Here is an 18,502-nt window from a genome sequence, read left to right on the forward strand (position 1 = left end):
GCGGTTGTCTTTTGCTGCGGTTGCCCACAGCAAAAGTGTTTATACCCGTTCTACTTGAAGCTGCGCACTTAGTTGCGCTCAAAACGCACGTTATCAAGCTGGAATTTCATCTCGCCAAGCGGGTCGATAACCAAAACGTTCTTGATTTTTGACATATCGACTTTGCCGACGCCGTGTGAGTTGCCATTTGAAACCAATTCGTTCATGTCGATTTCAATGGTGTGCCATGCCTTGTCACGTGGAAGCGTCACAGACAGATCACTCACGTTTGGCCAGCCGCTATCAAGTTTCACAGAAATCTGGTTGCCTTTGTTAATTTCAACCACTTTGATGTCGAAAACCAGTTTGGCGTTGTTGGCCCAAGAAGACATATCAAGCTGAGGCGTTTCGAAGTAGATGTTACCTGTGTCAGCTGTTTTGGTGATTTCCATCACCTGACCACGCTGGGCATCAGTGACATAGGCGAAGTCCATGATAACGCCTTGTGGATCGTAAGCATTTTGACGGAAGAACTCATTCAACTCACCGTTGAATACATCAATGCGCTCACCAGTGGTAAAATCAGCGGGTAGATCAACCACGAGAGGTGGCAGGTTGCCTTCTACTTTTGTTGCGCTGTCTTGAATGGTGGCACAGCCTTGTCCGGTAACAGGATCTTTAGAACACTCGTACACACGAACATAGTCCACTTCAAGCGCTTGAGGGAACATAGAGGCATCAACCCCTTTATTGTTGGTATTACCTGACCAAGAACCGCCAACTGCTAGGTTTAGCAATAGGTGGAAACGTTGATCAAACGGTGCGTCTGCGCGAGCAAGGGTTTTTTCGCCGTCTTTTGAGTAAAGCGCATACCAGCCATCAGATGTTTGAGTCGCGTAATGGACATCGTCAACATACCAACGCATTTCGTCTTTTTCCCACTCAAGAGAGTAGGTATGGAAATCGTCCGCTGGATTTGCGCCGTTAGGCAAGTAGTACGCTTGACCAGAATGTTTATTGTCTGGCCAGACGGCGCCATAGTGAAGCGTGCCATAAATGCGTGATTCTTCCTGACCTTTATATTCTGGTGAGTCAGAAGGCGCTTTTAGGTTAACCGCTTCGACGATGTCGATTTCACCAGAAGCCGCCCATGTGCCATAGGTATAATCGGTTGGTAGCATCCAAATGGCTGGCCAAGTTCCCTGGCCGATAGGCATTTTGGCACGAATTTCAAAACGGCCGTATGTCCAATCGCCTTTGTTGGTCGAACGTAGACGAGCAGAGGTGTATGGCAGGTGAGCAAGTTTGGTGTAATCGCCATTTGGGTTATTCGGGCCAGTAAAGGTCTCTTCATGAGCGACTAGATACAGGACACCACCTTCAACAAAGGCGTTTTTATCACGCGCTGTGTAACATTGTTGCTCCATGTTACCGCCGCCCCAACAGTTCTCTTCAAAGCTCCATTTGGATTCATCGATTTCACTACCGTTGAATTCATCGCTCCAAACAAGTGACCAACCGTCGCTTTTTTTGATATCTGGATCCGTCAGGTTTTGAACAGGAACAACATAGCTAGAACCAGCACAGCCCGCCATTAACGCAGTACCAACAAGTGTGTACAAAACTCTTGTTTTGGTGTTGAACATAGTGATTTCCTAAAATATTAGACAAAAAGAAAGCCCTTTCTTTATACCAGTTAGAAAACTAGGTTCAATAAAATATTTAAAATCTGGGCGAAGGTAAGTGAAAATTGTGAAGTCGCTCAATAGTGATTTTAATATTCGGGGCATAAATGTCGCAGCTGTTATCAGTTAGCGAGAAAAATGCATTAATTGTTATTAAACGCTCTGAAAATCAAAATTTATTGAATTTTTTAACTTGAGATAACTGATTTTTATGACTGCGTATGCACTGTGGTTCGGGGTTAATTGTTTTTTAATATCAACGAATTAGTATGGATTGTGGTTGAGCTTTTATTTGCACTTGTGAGTGGCTCGATATGTTGTAACATGTTGGTATCATTCAGGTTGCGTGGCTAAAAAACAAATTGTGCGGTTTTTTATACTTTGTTAGCGAGATTTGAATTTCTAATGTGGTCTATTTCTCTATTAACATTTGTTAATAATATATACCGAACGCGATATTTTAATTTAAATGATAAGTCCCACTGCATCGATATATTTTGTGATTTAACGCACGATTTTAATAGAAAGCGCTTTCTGTGACGTGTTGGTGTGCAATGTATTTGACGACCCTTTTGTAAGTTGCGAGTGCAATTCAAACGATTTAACCATTCATGCATTCGTCCAGCCTCTTTCTTTTGCTCGCAATTTAGCCAGCTTATAACAAATTTGGCTAATAGGTACGCAGTTAACAAGAAAATTAGAAAACAAATGAAAGCGCTTTCACAAAGGATGATGCGGATCACAGTATTAACCGAGCGATCAATTAATATCGCGCCAAATTTATTGAAAGCTGTGTCACGAAATTACGAAGCGCTGAGTCTCGAGCCGTAGCCACTTTCTGTAAGTCATTTTCGATTTGTTCTAGGGATATCAATGAAATTTTCAAAAGTACATTTGTCTTGCCTATTGGCATTAGCGGGTGCAACAACGCCTGCGGTTTCTTTTGCCGAAGATGCAGAAGCGTTTGAATTTAATGGTTACTTTCGTCAAGGCGCTTTGTACAGTGTAGAGAACGACTTTAAAGACTCAGACTTTGTTGCACAAAAAGAGACACTCGGCCGTTTAGGTTTAGAGTACGACAATCAAACAACGCTGGATTTTAGTTATCGCTGGACATTTGGTGATGGCCGCTCTTTAAAGGTTGGCGCGGGTATTGCTGAAGGTCGTACCGCAGGCAGTGGCAGTGGTTTTATTGAAATTACTGGTTATACCGATACCGGTGTGCTGTTTGCGGGTAAGCGCGATTACGGTAAAGAGCGTTACATTTGGATGACCGACTTCTTTTATACCGATATGTCAGGCACTGGTATTGGTATTGAGTCGATGAAAGTGGGTAGCGCAATTGTTAACGCGGCATACATGGTGAGCCAGCGTGACGATTACGATCTTGAGTATACCGATTTCAATGCAAATCTCACTCAAAAGCCAGACGGTTTCGATAACATTGATGGCGTGATGCACGCGTTTAACCTCGCGGTAAAATATGGCGTTTGGGACATTTCAGCAACAGTCAAAGCGATGCCAGATAACTGGAGCTATGATGGCAAATCATTTAAAGAGTGGGCAGAAACCGGCTTTGATCTTACTGTTGGCTACAAAATGTTTAGCTTCTTTGGCTTACAAAATAATGGTAGCTCAAACACCAACTTCGTTGTTCAAGCAGGTAAGGGCCTTGGTGCTGGTCAACTTCTAGGCGGTACTATCACCTCTTACAATGCGTATCGTCCGGGCGGATTGCGTTTTGGTGAACACGAATTTGAATGGGGTGTTGGTAGCGATGCGGTTTCACTGCTGACTAATGTTGAAGACGACGATGTATCATATCGCGCGCTAGTCTTTGGTGGTCACACATTTGCTAATGGCGTGGGGATCTTCCCGTCGGTTCAAGCGCAGTATAACGACTACGCTGATGGCACCTATGACTACTGGGCATCGGCAATGGTTCGTCCTGTAATGCCAATTAATGACATGATGTATCTACAAGGTGAAGTCGGTTACGTATACAACAACTGGGATGGTGACACTTACAATCAGGCGAAAGTGACCATCGCACCTACGCTTATGTTCCCAACGTGGACTGGAGTGAACCCTGAAGTTCGCTTCCTCGCAAGTTGGGTGAAAAACTCATGGACCACAGATCCATTAAAAGGCCAACCTGAGAACGATTTTGTTATCGGTATTCAGACCGAAGTAAGCTGGTAATATTTCATTGTTCCCTAATGGAATGATCTTGGATATACCCGTCCTACTTTAAGTTGCACCGGTGTTGACGGGCACTCACAAACCTCATCACATAGTTTATCTATGTTCAGAGGCTTTGTTCGCTGGTCGCCTACCTGCATCTTCAAGTTGTTTGGGTATAGCAATATTCAAGATATTTAAAGTCCACCGTAGTGGTTTGACTTAAGCACCGAGTACGAACGTATTCGGTGTTTTTTTATACACAAAATTTAACCTCGAAAGGTCAACAGACCCTAGTGTTTCCCGTGTAAGCACGAGCTTTGGTTTTACGCTTTCTATGTGTCTGTAAAATTTGAGATGGCTTGTCTCAATTTGAGGAAGTGAAAAAGTTAGCGCTTTCATATTGTGAATAGCGTCCCTGTTTGCCGCTGTAAATATCATCAATATCACCGTCGCCAGGCCCCAAAAGAGCGAAGACTACCTTGCCTGGTGTTATGGCGCTGTACAAAGTGCATTGCTTGCTGCGATTTGGATCGTGCAGGCAAAGACGCCAAACGATATTCTTTTTTGATAAGGAAACATTGATGGTTTTAGGAAAGAACACACTCACTTGTGTCGCACTACTCACCGCGAGTGCGTTGGCAATAACAGGGTGTGATAGTGACAGTGAGTCTGCGACATCTCAAGATAGATTACCACCACAAGATAATGGCACGTCGAACGCTGCGTTATCGATATTCGACGATCATATTAATGAACAATGGGCGCCATTTCATAGCGAAAACAGCGCATTGGCAAAGTTAGTCACGGATCCTGATAATATCAGCCGCGACGCACTGCAATACACGCTAAACAAAAATAGTGATGCAATCAGTGGGTTTACCGCTCGTAATAATGAAGATGGACACAATGCGACAAATGGGGCGCCATTTGATGCAGAGCAATATGTTGAAACGGGTGTGGTTGAATTTGATTTAAAACTGCTGGATATTAGCGAGCTCAAATCAGCCATTTGGCTTGTGCAACTTGAAGATGTGAACGGCAACCGTTCTGAATTGCGTTTTCAGCCCAACTCTCATGATGATTGGCAGCATTGGTCGTTTGCGTTAAGTGATTTTGCCCACGCGGCAGACGCTAATTTTGACATGAGCCAATTAGAGCTCTTTTTGATTTATCCAGATCATCCTGCGGCCAAAGATAGGGCTTTTTTGATTGATAATATGGCGGTTTACGCAGCAGATACGGGCCCTGATACAGAACCGCCGATGATTGTGCTTAATGGCGCGGAGACGATATTGCACACGTTAAACACCGAGTTTATCGATCCCGGTGTCATCGTGAGTGATAATGTCGATCAAAATATGACCGTCCTTGTTGGTGGTGACGCTGTTGACATCACTAAAGTTGGCTCGTATCGAATCACCTATAACGCCACCGATAAAGCCGGCAATAAAGCAAATGAAGTCATTCGCTACGTTGAAGTAATCGCTGAAGATCGCACTCCGCCTAAGCTCGAATTACGAGGCGAGCCGACGGTCGTGATTAATCTGCATGACGACTATGTCGAGCAAGGCGCCACCGCGGTGGATAATGTTGACGGCGATTTAACCACAAGTATTGAGATTGATAGCCGTAGCGTTGACATAGCCAAAATTGGAAAGTATTCAGTGTATTACACTGTAGAAGATATGGCAGGGAATCAGGCGCAGTTGGTTCGCGAGGTTCGAGTGGTGGATCCCAATGCGAACGCGATTATTGCCAATGGTGATTTTGAACTACCACTAACCGATGCGTGGCAGGTCGATGCTGGACAAGCGCAGCTGACAATTGTGGATGGTGAGCTGGTAATTGATGAGTATCGTGCGGGCTCTGATCCTTGGGTGCCAAGCGTGACATATTCAAAGATTCAGTTAACCCCAAATATGCCATATGCGCTCTCATTTGATGCTCGAGCCGACACATCAAGAAAAATTGTGGCGCAATTAGGCAAGAATCTTGGCGAGGCACCTTGGTATTCAAGCGTGATGCGCGATCAAACGGTCGAACTCGATACCGAGATGCACTCGTTCCGTTTTGTGTTTACGGCAACTGATGCTGCGAGTGAGCCTTTAGATCTTGTTTACGCGATAGGCGCCGGCCCTGAAACCCCAATAACGTTAGATAACGTTTCCCTGACCCCCGTGACGGCAGAGCAAGTTCCCCCAGTAATTGAACTTCACGGCGATCTCGAGATGACGATGATGTCTGATACCGCCTTTATCGAACCTGGATACACCGCGTTTGATAATATTGATGGTGATGTGACCGATGAAGTGCTGGTGACGCATAACATTAACGAATCAGTCGCCGGAGAGTATGTGGTTAACTACGACGTATCAGACAGCGACGGCAATGCCGCAACCAGACTCAAGCGCTACGTTGAAGTGTTGGAGCGCCCTAAAACTAACCTTATCTTTAATGGTGACTTTTCCGCGCCTTCAATGGCCCCTTGGGTTGGTGATGGTGGCGAAGGCAACTTGGAATACGCTGATGGCGTCATGAAAACACGAGCGCCGAATAGTAAGACTGTGCTTTTTAAACAAATTAATGTGGCGCAAGGGTATTTAAAGCCCGGTCAACCGCTCGATATTAGCTTTTCGATGAAAGGTGAGGTAACGCCTAATGGCGTCGTCACCGCTTTTGTGCAAACGGCGAACTCGACATCCGGTGTGACTAAAACAGAATATTTACCTTTGCCCGCGATGCCACCGCAAGAGTGGACCGACTATAAATACACCATCACAGTGGGCGATAACCCAGAATGGGGTATTTCGATTCACTTAGGTGCGACATGTGGCGCAGAACCCGGTTGTGAAGCCACCGCTTATTTTGACAACGTGATGGTGACAGAACAATAACTGTCATCTCAATGAAAGAAAAAGCCTTATCTTTAACAAGATTAAGGCTTTTTCTTGGCGCAAAGAATTGTGACGTAACTGTGCCACGATAACTTGAAAATAGATTGGCTATTTCCCTGGATTGTTTGCTTTGCTTGCAGCCCTGTGAGTAAGTACGCTTTGAATCGGGCATCTTGAAGCCACATAGGGATAGTATTTGGCTATATATCCAATAAAAAAGTGCACCTCGATGAGGTGCACTTGATTTAAAGACTATCAATGACAGTGCTTACTGAACAGTAAAGCCGTTAGGAGCTGCTTCTACGATTTTGCCATCGCTAAATTTAACGGTAATAGCCGCATTATCGTAGTTATAAACTGCGTACTTTTTGGTGCCCGCTTTTTCAAATACAACCGCAGCTGGGTGATCGGCAGTGATCTCTGTCACTAGGTGACCAAGATCTTTCCAAGTGTGGAGCCAATGGTACGTGTGTGCTTTGCTTGAGCCACGCTCTTCGATGTAATCGCCCGGGAATTTGCCGTAGCCATTGTAATCGCTGATTGCGCTGTCAGCATCGTGCATCGCGGTAATGTTCCACCAGATATCACGCCATTCATCTTCACCTAGTCCAGAAGGTTTGCCACCTGCTTGACTCAGACCAAGAGCGATATAGTCCGTCATGTAGTCGTTGTGTTGTGCCAAATGCAGTGACAACGGGTTTGATGGCAGACCTTGAATACCCAAAATGTGGGTAAATTTCGGGCTGAACCAAGTCGAGAACGTCGCGCCATCACCCCAAATGATCGAAGTGGTCATTCGGTTGTAAGACGGTGGGAAGTTATCCTTGTCGGTGTTGTTGTTGGCTGGTGTATGCGCATCAATGTTGTTCCAGTATTCCCAGAACGAATTGGTGGTGGATGCGTGCATATACATACCACGGTCAACGATCTCTTCTTTGCCCGTTGCTAGGCCGTAAAGCACCATTGCACCGTATGCGTTGGCCGCTTCAGAAGTCGATTCGTTGTTGTTACCGCGAGCAAAGTTAACCATGCCCGATGCCCAAGAGAAACCATTTGCAGGGTCAAAGTGGCGCATGTATGGGAATAGGTTATCTCCTTTGTCTGCGGCGTAATCGCGGATCAATAGATCAATCATTGGACCGTATTGGTCATCACCACACCAAGCCACATCTTGACGACAAATTTCAGCCGCTGCGCGAACAAAATAACCGTAATGGAAATGATGATCGTTTAGCTGTTGATGCGACAAGAATGACTCTTTAATACCAAGTAGCGTGTTCCATGTTTTGTCGTAGTAGAAGTATTTTTGACTATCAAGGTCGCCCGTGGTGTTTGCAGTGAACCAGTCTTCAAGCTCAAGTTTCAACCAGGTTGTTAGTCGCTCATTTTGCGCCGCTAGGCCGAGTGAGTCTGCAAGAGCGGCTAATTCGGCGACTTGACCGTAGATCTTACCTGCCCAATAGGTGTCAGCGTACACGCCTTTTTTGGTTACACCGTCTTTCTCGTACTCATTGAGCCAGTTTTCTTCACCTTTAGCGATAAAGTCATCAATGTGCGCTGCAACTGCATCGACATCAAGTGTATCAAGGTTAGATGGCATATACGGTAGTACACCAATGAAAGGAATCTCGTAGCTAAAGCTATCGGTTGCTGCGTACTTGATCACACCACGCGCACTGCGTGTTGAGAACGAAGACGTCGCCGTATCGCTGTTTTTCCACGCCATTGGGAATAGACCCGCAATGGTGTCAACCGCTTGACCATCTTCGCCAAGATATTTGTGAGTAACGGTCACATCATTGGTTTGACGGTCAACGGCATACGCGATGTCGACAGTGTTTACAACGTTACGCGCTTTAGGGGCATAAAATGCAACCTTTTCGCCGATTGGCTGTGCATCATTAGGCAACATGACTAGAGTAAACTCTTTAGCGGCGTTGTTGATGCCAATTTTGTCACCAGAAACGTTGGTAAATTCGGTTTCGCCTTCGCCAACAATCAGCACTTCAGTACGGTTACCAGCAACGCTCGTCCAAATGCCAAGCGTATTGTTTTGTGGCTGGTAAGAAACGCCTTTCTCGGTACCATCGGTGCCGTAAGTGCGCAGTTCGACATCGCCTTGGAACACTTTAAAGTAAGCATACGGCGAGCCATGAACAAAGGTCGCTTCCATAACGGGCTGACCATCTTGACTTTGCCATTCAACCGTCACAGCGCCGTCGCTGGCTTGCTTTAGCTTACCTTCGAGATTGTTGAATTGAGTGTTTACTAACGAAACGCCATCGAAGGTTTCTGCAAATGGGTCAGGAATTTGATATTGGAAAATATCTTCGCCCACATTACGTAAACCTGATGGAATGCTGAGAATGCGAACACCCGTGTTGGACACGCGAGCGAGCATTGGGTCCGGCGTAATGTATGCAGCTTTATCTGGATTGCCAAGTTGCATTTCACCCAAGAAAGAGAGTGAACCCCACCAGCGGTGTGCTTGCACAGGAACCGCAGCTGCAGGGCCGGTGACCTGTGGGATCACAGGCGCAGCTTCACCGATTGGTTTGCCATCTGATGTACAACCTGCAACGCCCGGTAGTACCACACCAGCGCCGTGAATCCAGTGGCCGTGGTCGACGGTACAATCAAATCCAGCTGGGTTTAGCTTAGTGGATACATTGCCTGCACCAAAAGCGATGTAGTCGCCTTCAGGAAGAGGAGCATTGTCGCGTACAATCACGGTTAAAATGCGGGTAGCTTTGTTACCCGCTTTATCGACTGCGGTATAGGTAATGCGGTAGCTGCCGATGGTATTTGTGTCTACTGTGCCCGTATGGGTTACTGCGACAGAGTCATCAACATCATCTGTTGCGGTTGCAGTTGGAATCGTGAAAGACTCACCAAGGTTGACGTATACCGTTGACGAAGTCGGTAGTGTGATAACTGGAGCGGTGGTATCTTTGCCGTCATCTTCAGCAACGACAGTGACGGTCAGAATTGCTTGGCCTTTGTTGCCTGCTTTGTCTGTTGCCGTGTAAGTGATGGTGTACGTGCCCGCTGTATTGACGTCGACATCGCCCTCTGAAGACACCGTCAAGTCGCCATCGACGTTATCTTTTGCAGTTACCGTTGGTGGCGTAAATTCGGCGCCAACTTTGATGCTCACCGCGTTGCCGCCAGCGATAGTCACAACAGGCTTCACATCGTCCAGTTTAACAATCACAGTACGCACTTTCTCGCTGCGGTTACCTGCTGCATCAATGGCGACATAAGTGACTTTGTAAGTACCCGCTTTAGAAGTATCTACATCGCCTTCAATGGTCAGTTGTGGTGCCTTATCGATGTTATCGGTGACGTTTGCGCCCAGCTCTTCATATTTTTGGCCAACAAAAATGGAAACGCTTTCTTCTCCGGTTAGCGAAATGACCGGCGCAATGTTATCAACTTGTGGTGCAGGTGCTTCGCCGCTGTCGCTGCCGCCGCAGCCAGTGAGAGCAATAGATAGCGCGATGGCGCCATATAATTTACTGTATTTAAACAAAATTTTCTCTCCAGAATACTATGTTGTGTTTAACTGGCTACGAGGGAGCTGAACAGAATATCCCCATCGCTTAATGAAAGCGCTTACACGTAAGTTTAAGTGATGCCATAGCAAGTTATGAGCGAAGCATAATGCGATGCCAATAAAGTTTGTAGTAGCGGACGTTGGGTGAATTATAAAAAGGTGATGAGCCTAAGCAAAATTTATGGGAAATATGTAAAATATCAATAGGGTGATCACGTTTTTCATCGATATAATTTGGCGAGCTATTAGTGAAAAGAATGTAAATTTAATTAATTTAACGAGGCAATAGAGCCTGAAAAGTTAGATAGCCTGGCTCTGATAAGCCTGATTACATCATTTATTTATGTTGATGACGCGCGCAGAGGAGTGACTCATTTATCACTTTTTGTTATTTCAATTATTTTGGCTATAGGTTAAAAATAAGGCGATTGGTGTTGGTAGGGTAGGTTTATCTTTGAGGTTACTTGGGGATAGACCCTAAATAGGGTCTACTAAACGTTTCAGTGGGAATGGAGCTTAGCAGGCGATAGCGGGGCGAAGGTCTTTTACTGAATCGCGATCTTCTAACGTTGGCATCAGTTTACGCTGGTGCGACCTTGTTACCCCTTTGATTTGGTCGATAATCATTTGACCTGCGATTTTGCCCATATCGTGAACAGGAAAACCGACGGTGGTCAATAATGGCCGTACATGAATAGACATAAAGTTGTTGTCAAATCCCACCACCGACAAATCGTCTCCAACACGAATGCCTTTTTGAGTACAAACGTCATAGACCGCAAGGGCAATGTTATCGTTTTGGCAGAAAACGGCTGTGAGTTCAGGTGCTCGCTCAAGCAGTATGGAAGCTTTCTCGAAATTATCTAAGTGGTCAAATCGACCTTCGATAGTAAGGCTCGGATCATAAGAAACACCATTTTCAGCGAGGGCGCGAATGTAACCGAGTAAACGGTCGCGAGCATCGTGTTGCGTTAGTGGACCAGTAATACAGCCTATTTTTTTATGCCCATGATCTAAAAGATGTTTTGTCGCAAGGTAACCACCCAGCTCATTATCTAAATAGAGGCAATGTTGTTCAATTTCGGGAATGGAACGGTTAAGAAGGACAAAGTTTTTGAATTTAGTGGTGTAGTCAACAATCGCATCGTCACTGATTTTATCCGACGAAATGATGACACCATCGACTTGTTTGGCACGCAAAAAGTTCAGCGATTCTACTTCTTTTTTTTCACAATCTTGGCCGCTAGTGACTATCAAATGCATACCATAGCGATAAATGGCGTCTTCGGCTGAATGCATGAGAGGGCCGTAAAAGGGGCCGTCTAAACTGCCAACCAACATGCCAACGCTGTTTGAGCGATTGGTTGCTAGCGCTTTGGCTGCTGAATTTGGCGTGTAGCCAAGAACTTCAATGGCTTGGAGAACTTTGTTTAAGTTTTTCTCTTTTACCGATGATTGGCCATTAATAACTCGTGATACTGTCGCTTGGGATACGTTAGCGTATTCAGCAACTTCCTTAATGGTGATTGTTTTATTGTCCATATTATTAGAAGCACAACATATTTGAATTTGTTGAATAAAAGTTTGTCAATTTCCAATACGTGGAAATAAGGTTACAAACCTGTTGCTGACATAAACAATATCTCGAACTTATATATACGCTGCAATAGATAATATGCGCTATTAAAGCACACATAATTATGAAGTTGAGCAAGAGGCTAACATGACATTAGCTTTGTCATCAGGCTTAAACTTCAATTGAAGTAGCGAAATCAATACGTGATAAAGGCCACAAAAATTATGTCTATACTTTGTGGGATTACATAATAATCAAATGTTTTGCCAACAGCAATACGCTTTCTTTCTAATCGGTTTGCTTTTTTTACTATTAACGTGAAATTGCGAATAGCGTCTCATCTTGGAAGTCGCGCTGAAAACACATCATTTCGCATTAAATAACAATAAAATCAATTAGTTATAGTAATAAATTGTGGATTGATACTCTTGAAGAGGAAAATTAAATTACATTAATGCAATATTTAATTTCGTAAAAACATTAAAAAGTCAATAAAAAAATAAGCGCATATAGTGTTGTTTGTCACAATTATTTAAACTTTAATTCGAGATTGAATTGTTTTCAAATAATTGATTTTTAATGCTTTTTTAATTTTATTGATATTGGTGTTTTTGTATTTCATTGAAATATATGCATTAATTTTTGTTGTGATGGTTTTGGCAAAAAAAAGGGTCAAAATTGTTTCATTTGTGCGATTGACATAGCATAAATCGCGAAAATTGAAATCGCTTACAAGTCTCATTCCACATTTTCATCCGCCTAGATGTATAGGAAATTAATGATGCAAAAACGTACGTTTATCGCTTCGATTCTTTTTGGAACACTATTGGCTGGAACTGCATCGGCCGTTAACGCTGAAGAAATCAAGCAAGGGGGAACACTATCGGTTCCCATCATCAATACTGGATTTGTTGATAACTACAATCCCTACACCACCAAAGACTTATTACATGGGATCATGTATGAACCTTTGATGGTGTTTAATAACATGACACAAGAAACCCATTGGCGTTTGGCTGAATCGGCGGTGTATGCAGACGATTTGAAGTCGATTACGTTAACCTTGCGTGAAGGACTTACGTGGTCTGATGGCAGTCCATTGACGGCGGAAGACGTGGTTTTCAGTATGAAGCTAACCCAAAAAGCGCCGGCTTTTGATCAAAAAGGGATCTGGTCTGGAGGCAATTTAACGTCGATTACTGCAAAAGATAAGCGCACGGTAGTGTTTACGCTTGCAGAAGCGGACTCGACATTTTTATGGAATCTAGCGGCGTACCATATCGTGCCTAAAAAGGTGTGGAGTTCGGTTGAGGATGTTACGACATTCACAAACCCAAACCCTATTGGTAGCGGGCCGATGACGGAAGTGAAATATCAAAAACCACAGCAGATGGAGCTGTGCCGTAACCCGCACTATTACCTTGAAGGCCGCCCTTATCTCGATTGTATCACCATGCGTTCGTACAACGACAACTCGCAAATTCAGCCCGCACTGATTAAAGGTGAGATTGATTGGGGTTCAAACTTTATTGCCGATGTTGAAAATACATTTGCCAAACGTGATCCAGAGAATCATCACTTTTGGTACCCCGCCAATGAAGCCATTCACCTTTACGTGAACACAAAAGAAGCGCCATTTAACGATCTTAAAGTACGTCACGCACTCTCAATGGCGCTAGACCGAGAAGCGATTGTCGATATTGCGGCCTACGGTTACCCAACAGTGAATTTTAATACCGGTGGTATCGCCGAATTGTATCAGCCTCATATCGATAAAGAGGTCAATGCTCGGTTTCGTAATCTAACGGAATATGCACCGAAAAAAGCCAAACAGTTACTCGATGAAGCCGGGGTTGTGGATAGAGATGGTGATGGTTGGCGCGATATGAAAAATGGCGAACCGTTTGAGTTTGATATCGAAGTGGTCAATGGCTGGACTGACTGGATTCAGGTGGTTCAGATGGCAACGGAGTTTTACGCTGAGATTGGTGTGAAAGCCAACGTGAAAACCGTTGATTGGTCTGTGTATGACAGTAACCTTAAAGAGAGCAACTATAAGATGTCGATCAACTGGTCAATGGTTGCAATCAATCCGATCCTTGCTTTCCAAGAGTATTTTGACACCTCGCGGATTGGCAAAACATGGCACGCAGGTCATGGGGTCAACAGTCCTGAAATTGATGCGTTGATTGCCCGTTTTGGTAAAACTGGCGATGCGAAAGAGCAACAGTCGATCTTGTCACGTTTGCAGGAATATACCGCTGAGAACATGCCGTTCATTCCGCTCTATTCAAACCCTGTTTGGTTCCAGTATAACTCGAGCAAAATTGCCGGCTGGCCAAGTGAAAAAGATCCTTACATTCAGCCCGTTTTTTACGATGGCGGCAAGCGAGTGATGATCTTAAATAACTTGCACCTCAAATAAGCCAGCCACCGTTGACTTGAAGTTGCCTGTTGCAACACCAAAGGGCAGCTTCAATCGATACTCAAGTCATCACGCTTTTTGACGTCACTTGAGTATCACAGGCTTTTGTATCAACACCTGCAATCAAAAAAGCGATTTGAGATATTGCGGGCAACAATGAGGGCGAACGATGTCATTTTTGGCGCGCCGATTTGGTTTCTATTTCACTGCATTTGTGATCGCAATTTCATTTAATTTTTTGTTACCACGAATGATGCCTGGCGATCCGGTTGATGCGCTGTTTGCAGCGTCACAGGGGCGTATGGACCCTGCGCAAATGGACGCAGTACGCGAGATGTATGGTTTCGTTGATGGCAATATCGTTGTTCAATACCTTCATTATCTCAAAAGTGTCTTCACTTTAGATCTCGGTCCTTCAATATTAATGTTTCCAATTGACGTGTCGCAAGTGATTGCGATGGCACTACCTTGGACGCTATTTCTCGCTCTTGGCTCGTTGATTGTGGCTTTGATCATTGGCGTTAGTATAGGGACGTATGCATCTTATCATCGAGAAGGGCTGTTTGGGCAAGTGGTGCCACCGGTTCTGGCGTTCGTGAGTAACTTCCCTTACATAGTGACCGCATTGCTGCTGTTTTATTTTTTTGGCCTGCAATTGGAATGGCTACCTCTGGCGTATACCTATGACCCCGCATTGACTCCCGGTTTTAACTGGGCATTTTTCGCCAGCGTTGCTAAGCACGCAGTCTTGCCAGTTGGATCTATGGTGGTGGTGGGCATTGCAACATGGGTATTTAACATGCGCAACGCCATGATTAATGTGTTAGGGGAGGATTACGTGACGATGGCTGAGGCCAAAGGTTTGTCAGGAGTTAGAGTGATGGCACGCTACGCCGGGCGTAACGCAATTTTGCCCGTTGCGACAGCGATTGCCATGGCGATTGGGTTTTCGTTTGCAGGCTCAATTATGACCGAAGTGGTGTTTAACTATCAGGGGCTTGGCAATATTTTGCTCAAAGGCATTATGGCACGGGATTATCCGTTAATTCAGGCCATTTTATTAATCCTTGTGACAGCGGTACTGGTGGCAAATTTTATCGCTGACCTTCTGTATGTCTGGCTTGACCCACGAATTTCTCATTAAGGTATTTCATGCAATCATCGACTAACGCTTCCGGTGCTGGCATGCCAGTACCCACACGCCGCGCCGCATTGTGGTCATGGCAAACGATCCGTCTACGCGTCAAACGCGTGTACGCTTTTTTCTATGGTAATCCTCCCGCCATTATTGGCGGCATATTGCTCACTATGGTTTTGATTGGCGCGGCGTTTGCGCCAGCGCTGGCAACGCATGATCCTGAGCGCCGCGTCGCACGCCCTCATATGGCGCCAAGCGCGGAATACGTTCTTGGCACGACGCGCAGCGGACGGGATGTGTACAGCCAAGTGCTGTTTGGCGCTCGCCAATCTTTGGCGGTGGCGCTCACCGCGGGCGCAATTGCGATGTCGATTGCGGTTTTGGTCGGCGTTACTGCAGGTTATTTCGGCGGTAAAGTGGATGAACGACTTAATTTTGTTACGAATGTCTTTTTAGTATTTCCGCAATTACCCTTGCTGATCGTTTTGGCGGCATTTCTTGGCCAAGTCGGCTCGCTAGTGATCACTTTATTGCTTGGGATTACATCTTGGCCGTGGGGGGCTCGTGTGATACGGGCGCAAACCATGGCAATTCGCAATAAAGAGTTCATTCTCGCAGCGGAAGTGATGGGGGAGTCCAAATGGCGTATTTTGCTGGTGGAAATTTTACCCAATTTGATCTCCATTGTGTTTGGTGGCTTCTTAGGTGCGGTGATTTACGCGATGGGCGCTGAAGCTGGTTTAGGCATTCTTGGCTTGGGCGATGCGACCGAAGTCAGCTGGGGTTCAATGCTCTATTGGGCGCAAACATCGTCTTCTTTATATACCGGAGCCTGGTGGGAGATGTTGGTGCCAGCGATGGCGCTTGCCATTACAGGTGGTGCGCTAGCACTGGTTAATATGTCGATTGACCAGGTCAGCAACCCCAAATTGCGTACCGGACCTCATATAAAGTTGTGGCACAAACTAAAGCGCCAAGCAGATAAGAGACGAGGTGTGCAATGATCCCATTACTGCAAATTAATCATTTATGTGTTGACTATGTATCACCCAACGGGGTTGCTCGCGCGGTAAATGATGTGAGCTTAACCATTGGTGAAGGAGAAACGTTGGGCATTGCAGGCGAGTCAGGCTGTGGCAAAAGCACCTTAGCGTTTGCCATTGCAAAACTGCATAAAGCCCCTGCATTGATATCGGAAGGAGAAATTCTGTTTCAAGGGGAAGATGTGCTCACTATGAGTGCGGCGCGGTTGAGGGAGTTTCGTTGGAACGATGTCTCTGTGGTGTTTCAAAGCGCCATGAACGCGCTCAATCCTGTGATCACCATTGGCGAGCAACTGACGGATGTGATTTTAGCCCATCGTAATGTCAGTTATCGCCATGCCGTTGAAAGAGCAGCGGAATTACTGAATATTGTGGGTATTCATTCCGATCGCTTGCGCAGTTTTCCTCATCAGCTCAGTGGTGGTATGCGCCAACGTGTTGTGATCGCGATTGCGTTAGCGCTAGAGCCAAAGCTGATTATCATGGATGAGCCGACGACAGCGCTTGATGTCGTGGTGGAGCGTGAAATTTTAAACGAACTTTATGATCTCAAAAGTCGCTTTGGATTCTCGATTCTTTTCATTAGCCATGATCTCAGCTTAATGGGGGAGATAGCCGACCGCATTGGCATCATGTACGCGGGAAATCTGGTTGAGCTTGGCGATGCTGAGCAAGTTTTTCATGCGCCAAAGCACCCGTACACTCAAGGGTTACTTGCTTCATTTCCGACAATTCACGGGCCTAAAGAGCGCCTGTTTGGTATTCCAGGTAGCCCAGTCAACCTACTTGATATTCCACGTGGCTGTAATTATCAAGCGCGCTGTATTCAGTGCACGTCATTGTGCCGAGTTCATGAGCCCGTATTAAAACGAGTTAGTGATGAACGCCAGGTTGCATGTCATTTGTACTCCGCATCGTAAAATCTAAGGCATAACAGAGCAGTGTTTAACGCTGCGTTAAGGAGTTTTGATGTTAAATTCTACAGTATCGCGCGCGCCGTCATCAGAAGAAAATCGAGTATCGTCTGCGGTTTTGTCTGTGCGTCATTTAGTGAAAGATTTTGCCTTGGGTCATGCTTTAAAGAGTGAAACCATGCGGGCGGTCAATGACGTTTCGTTTGATCTTAACCGTGGCGAGGCACTGGCCATTGTGGGCGAGTCTGGTTCGGGCAAAAGTACCGGAGCGCGAATTTTAAGCCGTATCTATCGCCAAACTTCAGGGGAGGTGCGCTTTAAAGGTCAATTGCTTGAAGACTTTATTGCCAAACACGGCGAATTGGAATATGCGCGCCAAGTGCAGATGATTTTCCAAGACCCTTTTGGGTCTTTAAATCCAGTCCATACGATTTATCATCATATTGCGCGGCCGCTTTTGATTCACGGGCGTGCGAATAAAGCGGATGTTCCCGCGAAGGTTTACCAACTGCTTGAATTGGTCGGTTTGACTCCGGTGGCTGAAACAGCAGAGAAATACCCGCACGAATTAAGTGGTGGTCAAAGGCAAAGGGTGGCGATCGCTCGCGCGATTGCGGTGGACCCAGAAGTTATCCTAGCCGATGAGCCAATTTCAATGCTCGATGTTTCGGTGCGTCTTGGAATTCTCAATTTAATGAGTGATTTGAAAGACAAAATGGGCATCTCTTTTATGTACATTACCCACGATATTGCGACAGCGCGCTATTTTGCTGAAAAGACAGCGGTGATGTACGTCGGGCACATGGTGGAGTGGGGGGACAGTGATAGTGTCACTCAAACGCCACAGCATCCCTATTCACAACTTCTGCTTTCGGCGGTTCCTAAGGTTGGAAATGGAGGGCGACGCGCGCTTGCGGTGAAGAAGGGAGAGATCCCGTTATGGCATGCAGAAAGTGTGGGTTGTCCTTTTGTTGGACGTTGTCCAAGGGCCACGTCGACGTGTCAAGAAACCATGCCAGACGTGACGCAACTCTCAGAGACTCACTTTGCTCGCTGCCATCACCTTTAAGGTGATGGTGCCTGATTGTTTTTTAGTGTTAAAATGAAA

The 18,502-nt window shown here is 45.5% G+C and carries 10 protein-coding genes; 7 read left to right on the forward strand and 3 right to left on the reverse strand.

Annotated elements, in window-relative coordinates:
• Positions 1 to 68: 68 nt before the first annotated feature.
• Positions 69 to 1,625 carry a glycoside hydrolase family 16 protein gene (locus HGP28_RS14275; protein ID WP_168837155.1) on the reverse strand — a complete coding sequence of 519 codons (1,557 nt, stop codon included), beginning with the start codon at positions 1,623 to 1,625 and terminating at the stop codon, positions 69 to 71.
• Between the two features lie 912 nt (positions 1,626 to 2,537).
• On the opposite strand from HGP28_RS14275, the gene HGP28_RS14280 reads away from it, so the two are divergent.
• Positions 2,538 to 3,866, forward strand: a complete 1,329-nt coding sequence (locus HGP28_RS14280) for a carbohydrate porin (protein ID WP_168837156.1) — start codon at positions 2,538 to 2,540, stop codon at positions 3,864 to 3,866.
• Between the two features lie 563 nt (positions 3,867 to 4,429).
• Positions 4,430 to 6,742, forward strand: coding sequence for an immunoglobulin-like domain-containing protein (locus tag HGP28_RS14285; protein WP_168837157.1), 2,313 nt, complete (start codon positions 4,430 to 4,432; stop codon positions 6,740 to 6,742).
• A gap of 268 nt (positions 6,743 to 7,010) precedes the next feature.
• On the opposite strand, the gene HGP28_RS14290 is transcribed toward HGP28_RS14285, so the two are convergent.
• The gene (locus HGP28_RS14290; protein WP_211092004.1) at positions 7,011 to 10,274 is read right to left on the reverse strand and encodes an immunoglobulin-like domain-containing protein; all 3,264 of its coding nucleotides are present in this window, start codon (positions 10,272 to 10,274) and stop codon (positions 7,011 to 7,013) included.
• Positions 10,275 to 10,814: 540 nt separating this feature from the next.
• Positions 10,815 to 11,840, reverse strand: coding sequence for a LacI family DNA-binding transcriptional regulator (locus tag HGP28_RS14295; RefSeq protein WP_168837158.1), 1,026 nt, complete (start codon positions 11,838 to 11,840; stop codon positions 10,815 to 10,817).
• An 815-nt stretch (positions 11,841 to 12,655) separates the two neighbouring features.
• On the opposite strand from HGP28_RS14295, the gene HGP28_RS14300 reads away from it, so the two are divergent.
• The 5 genes from HGP28_RS14300 to HGP28_RS14320 all read left to right on the forward strand — a co-directional run bounded on the left by HGP28_RS14300 (position 12,656) and on the right by HGP28_RS14320 (position 18,463).
• A complete protein-coding gene (locus HGP28_RS14300) occupies positions 12,656 to 14,299 on the forward strand; it encodes an ABC transporter substrate-binding protein (protein ID WP_168837193.1) in 1,644 nt (547 codons plus the stop codon).
• 169 nt (positions 14,300 to 14,468) lie between these two features.
• Positions 14,469 to 15,443 (forward strand): ABC transporter permease, encoded by a 975-nt coding sequence (locus HGP28_RS14305; protein ID WP_168837159.1) that lies wholly within the window; start codon positions 14,469 to 14,471, stop codon positions 15,441 to 15,443.
• Positions 15,444 to 15,451: 8 nt separating this feature from the next.
• Positions 15,452 to 16,441 (forward strand): ABC transporter permease, encoded by a 990-nt coding sequence (locus HGP28_RS14310; protein ID WP_168837160.1) that lies wholly within the window; start codon positions 15,452 to 15,454, stop codon positions 16,439 to 16,441.
• Positions 16,438 to 17,400, forward strand: a complete 963-nt coding sequence (locus HGP28_RS14315) for an ABC transporter ATP-binding protein (RefSeq protein ID WP_168837161.1) — start codon at positions 16,438 to 16,440, stop codon at positions 17,398 to 17,400. Before HGP28_RS14310 ends, HGP28_RS14315 begins: the two co-directional genes overlap by 4 nt.
• A 49-nt stretch (positions 17,401 to 17,449) precedes the next feature.
• The gene (locus tag HGP28_RS14320; RefSeq protein WP_168837162.1) at positions 17,450 to 18,463 is read left to right on the forward strand and encodes an ABC transporter ATP-binding protein; all 1,014 of its coding nucleotides are present in this window, start codon (positions 17,450 to 17,452) and stop codon (positions 18,461 to 18,463) included.
• Positions 18,464 to 18,502: the final 39 nt, after the last annotated feature.

The organism is Vibrio agarilyticus, assembly GCF_012641465.1.
Taxonomy (GTDB): Bacteria; Pseudomonadota; Gammaproteobacteria; order Enterobacterales; family Vibrionaceae; genus Vibrio; species Vibrio agarilyticus.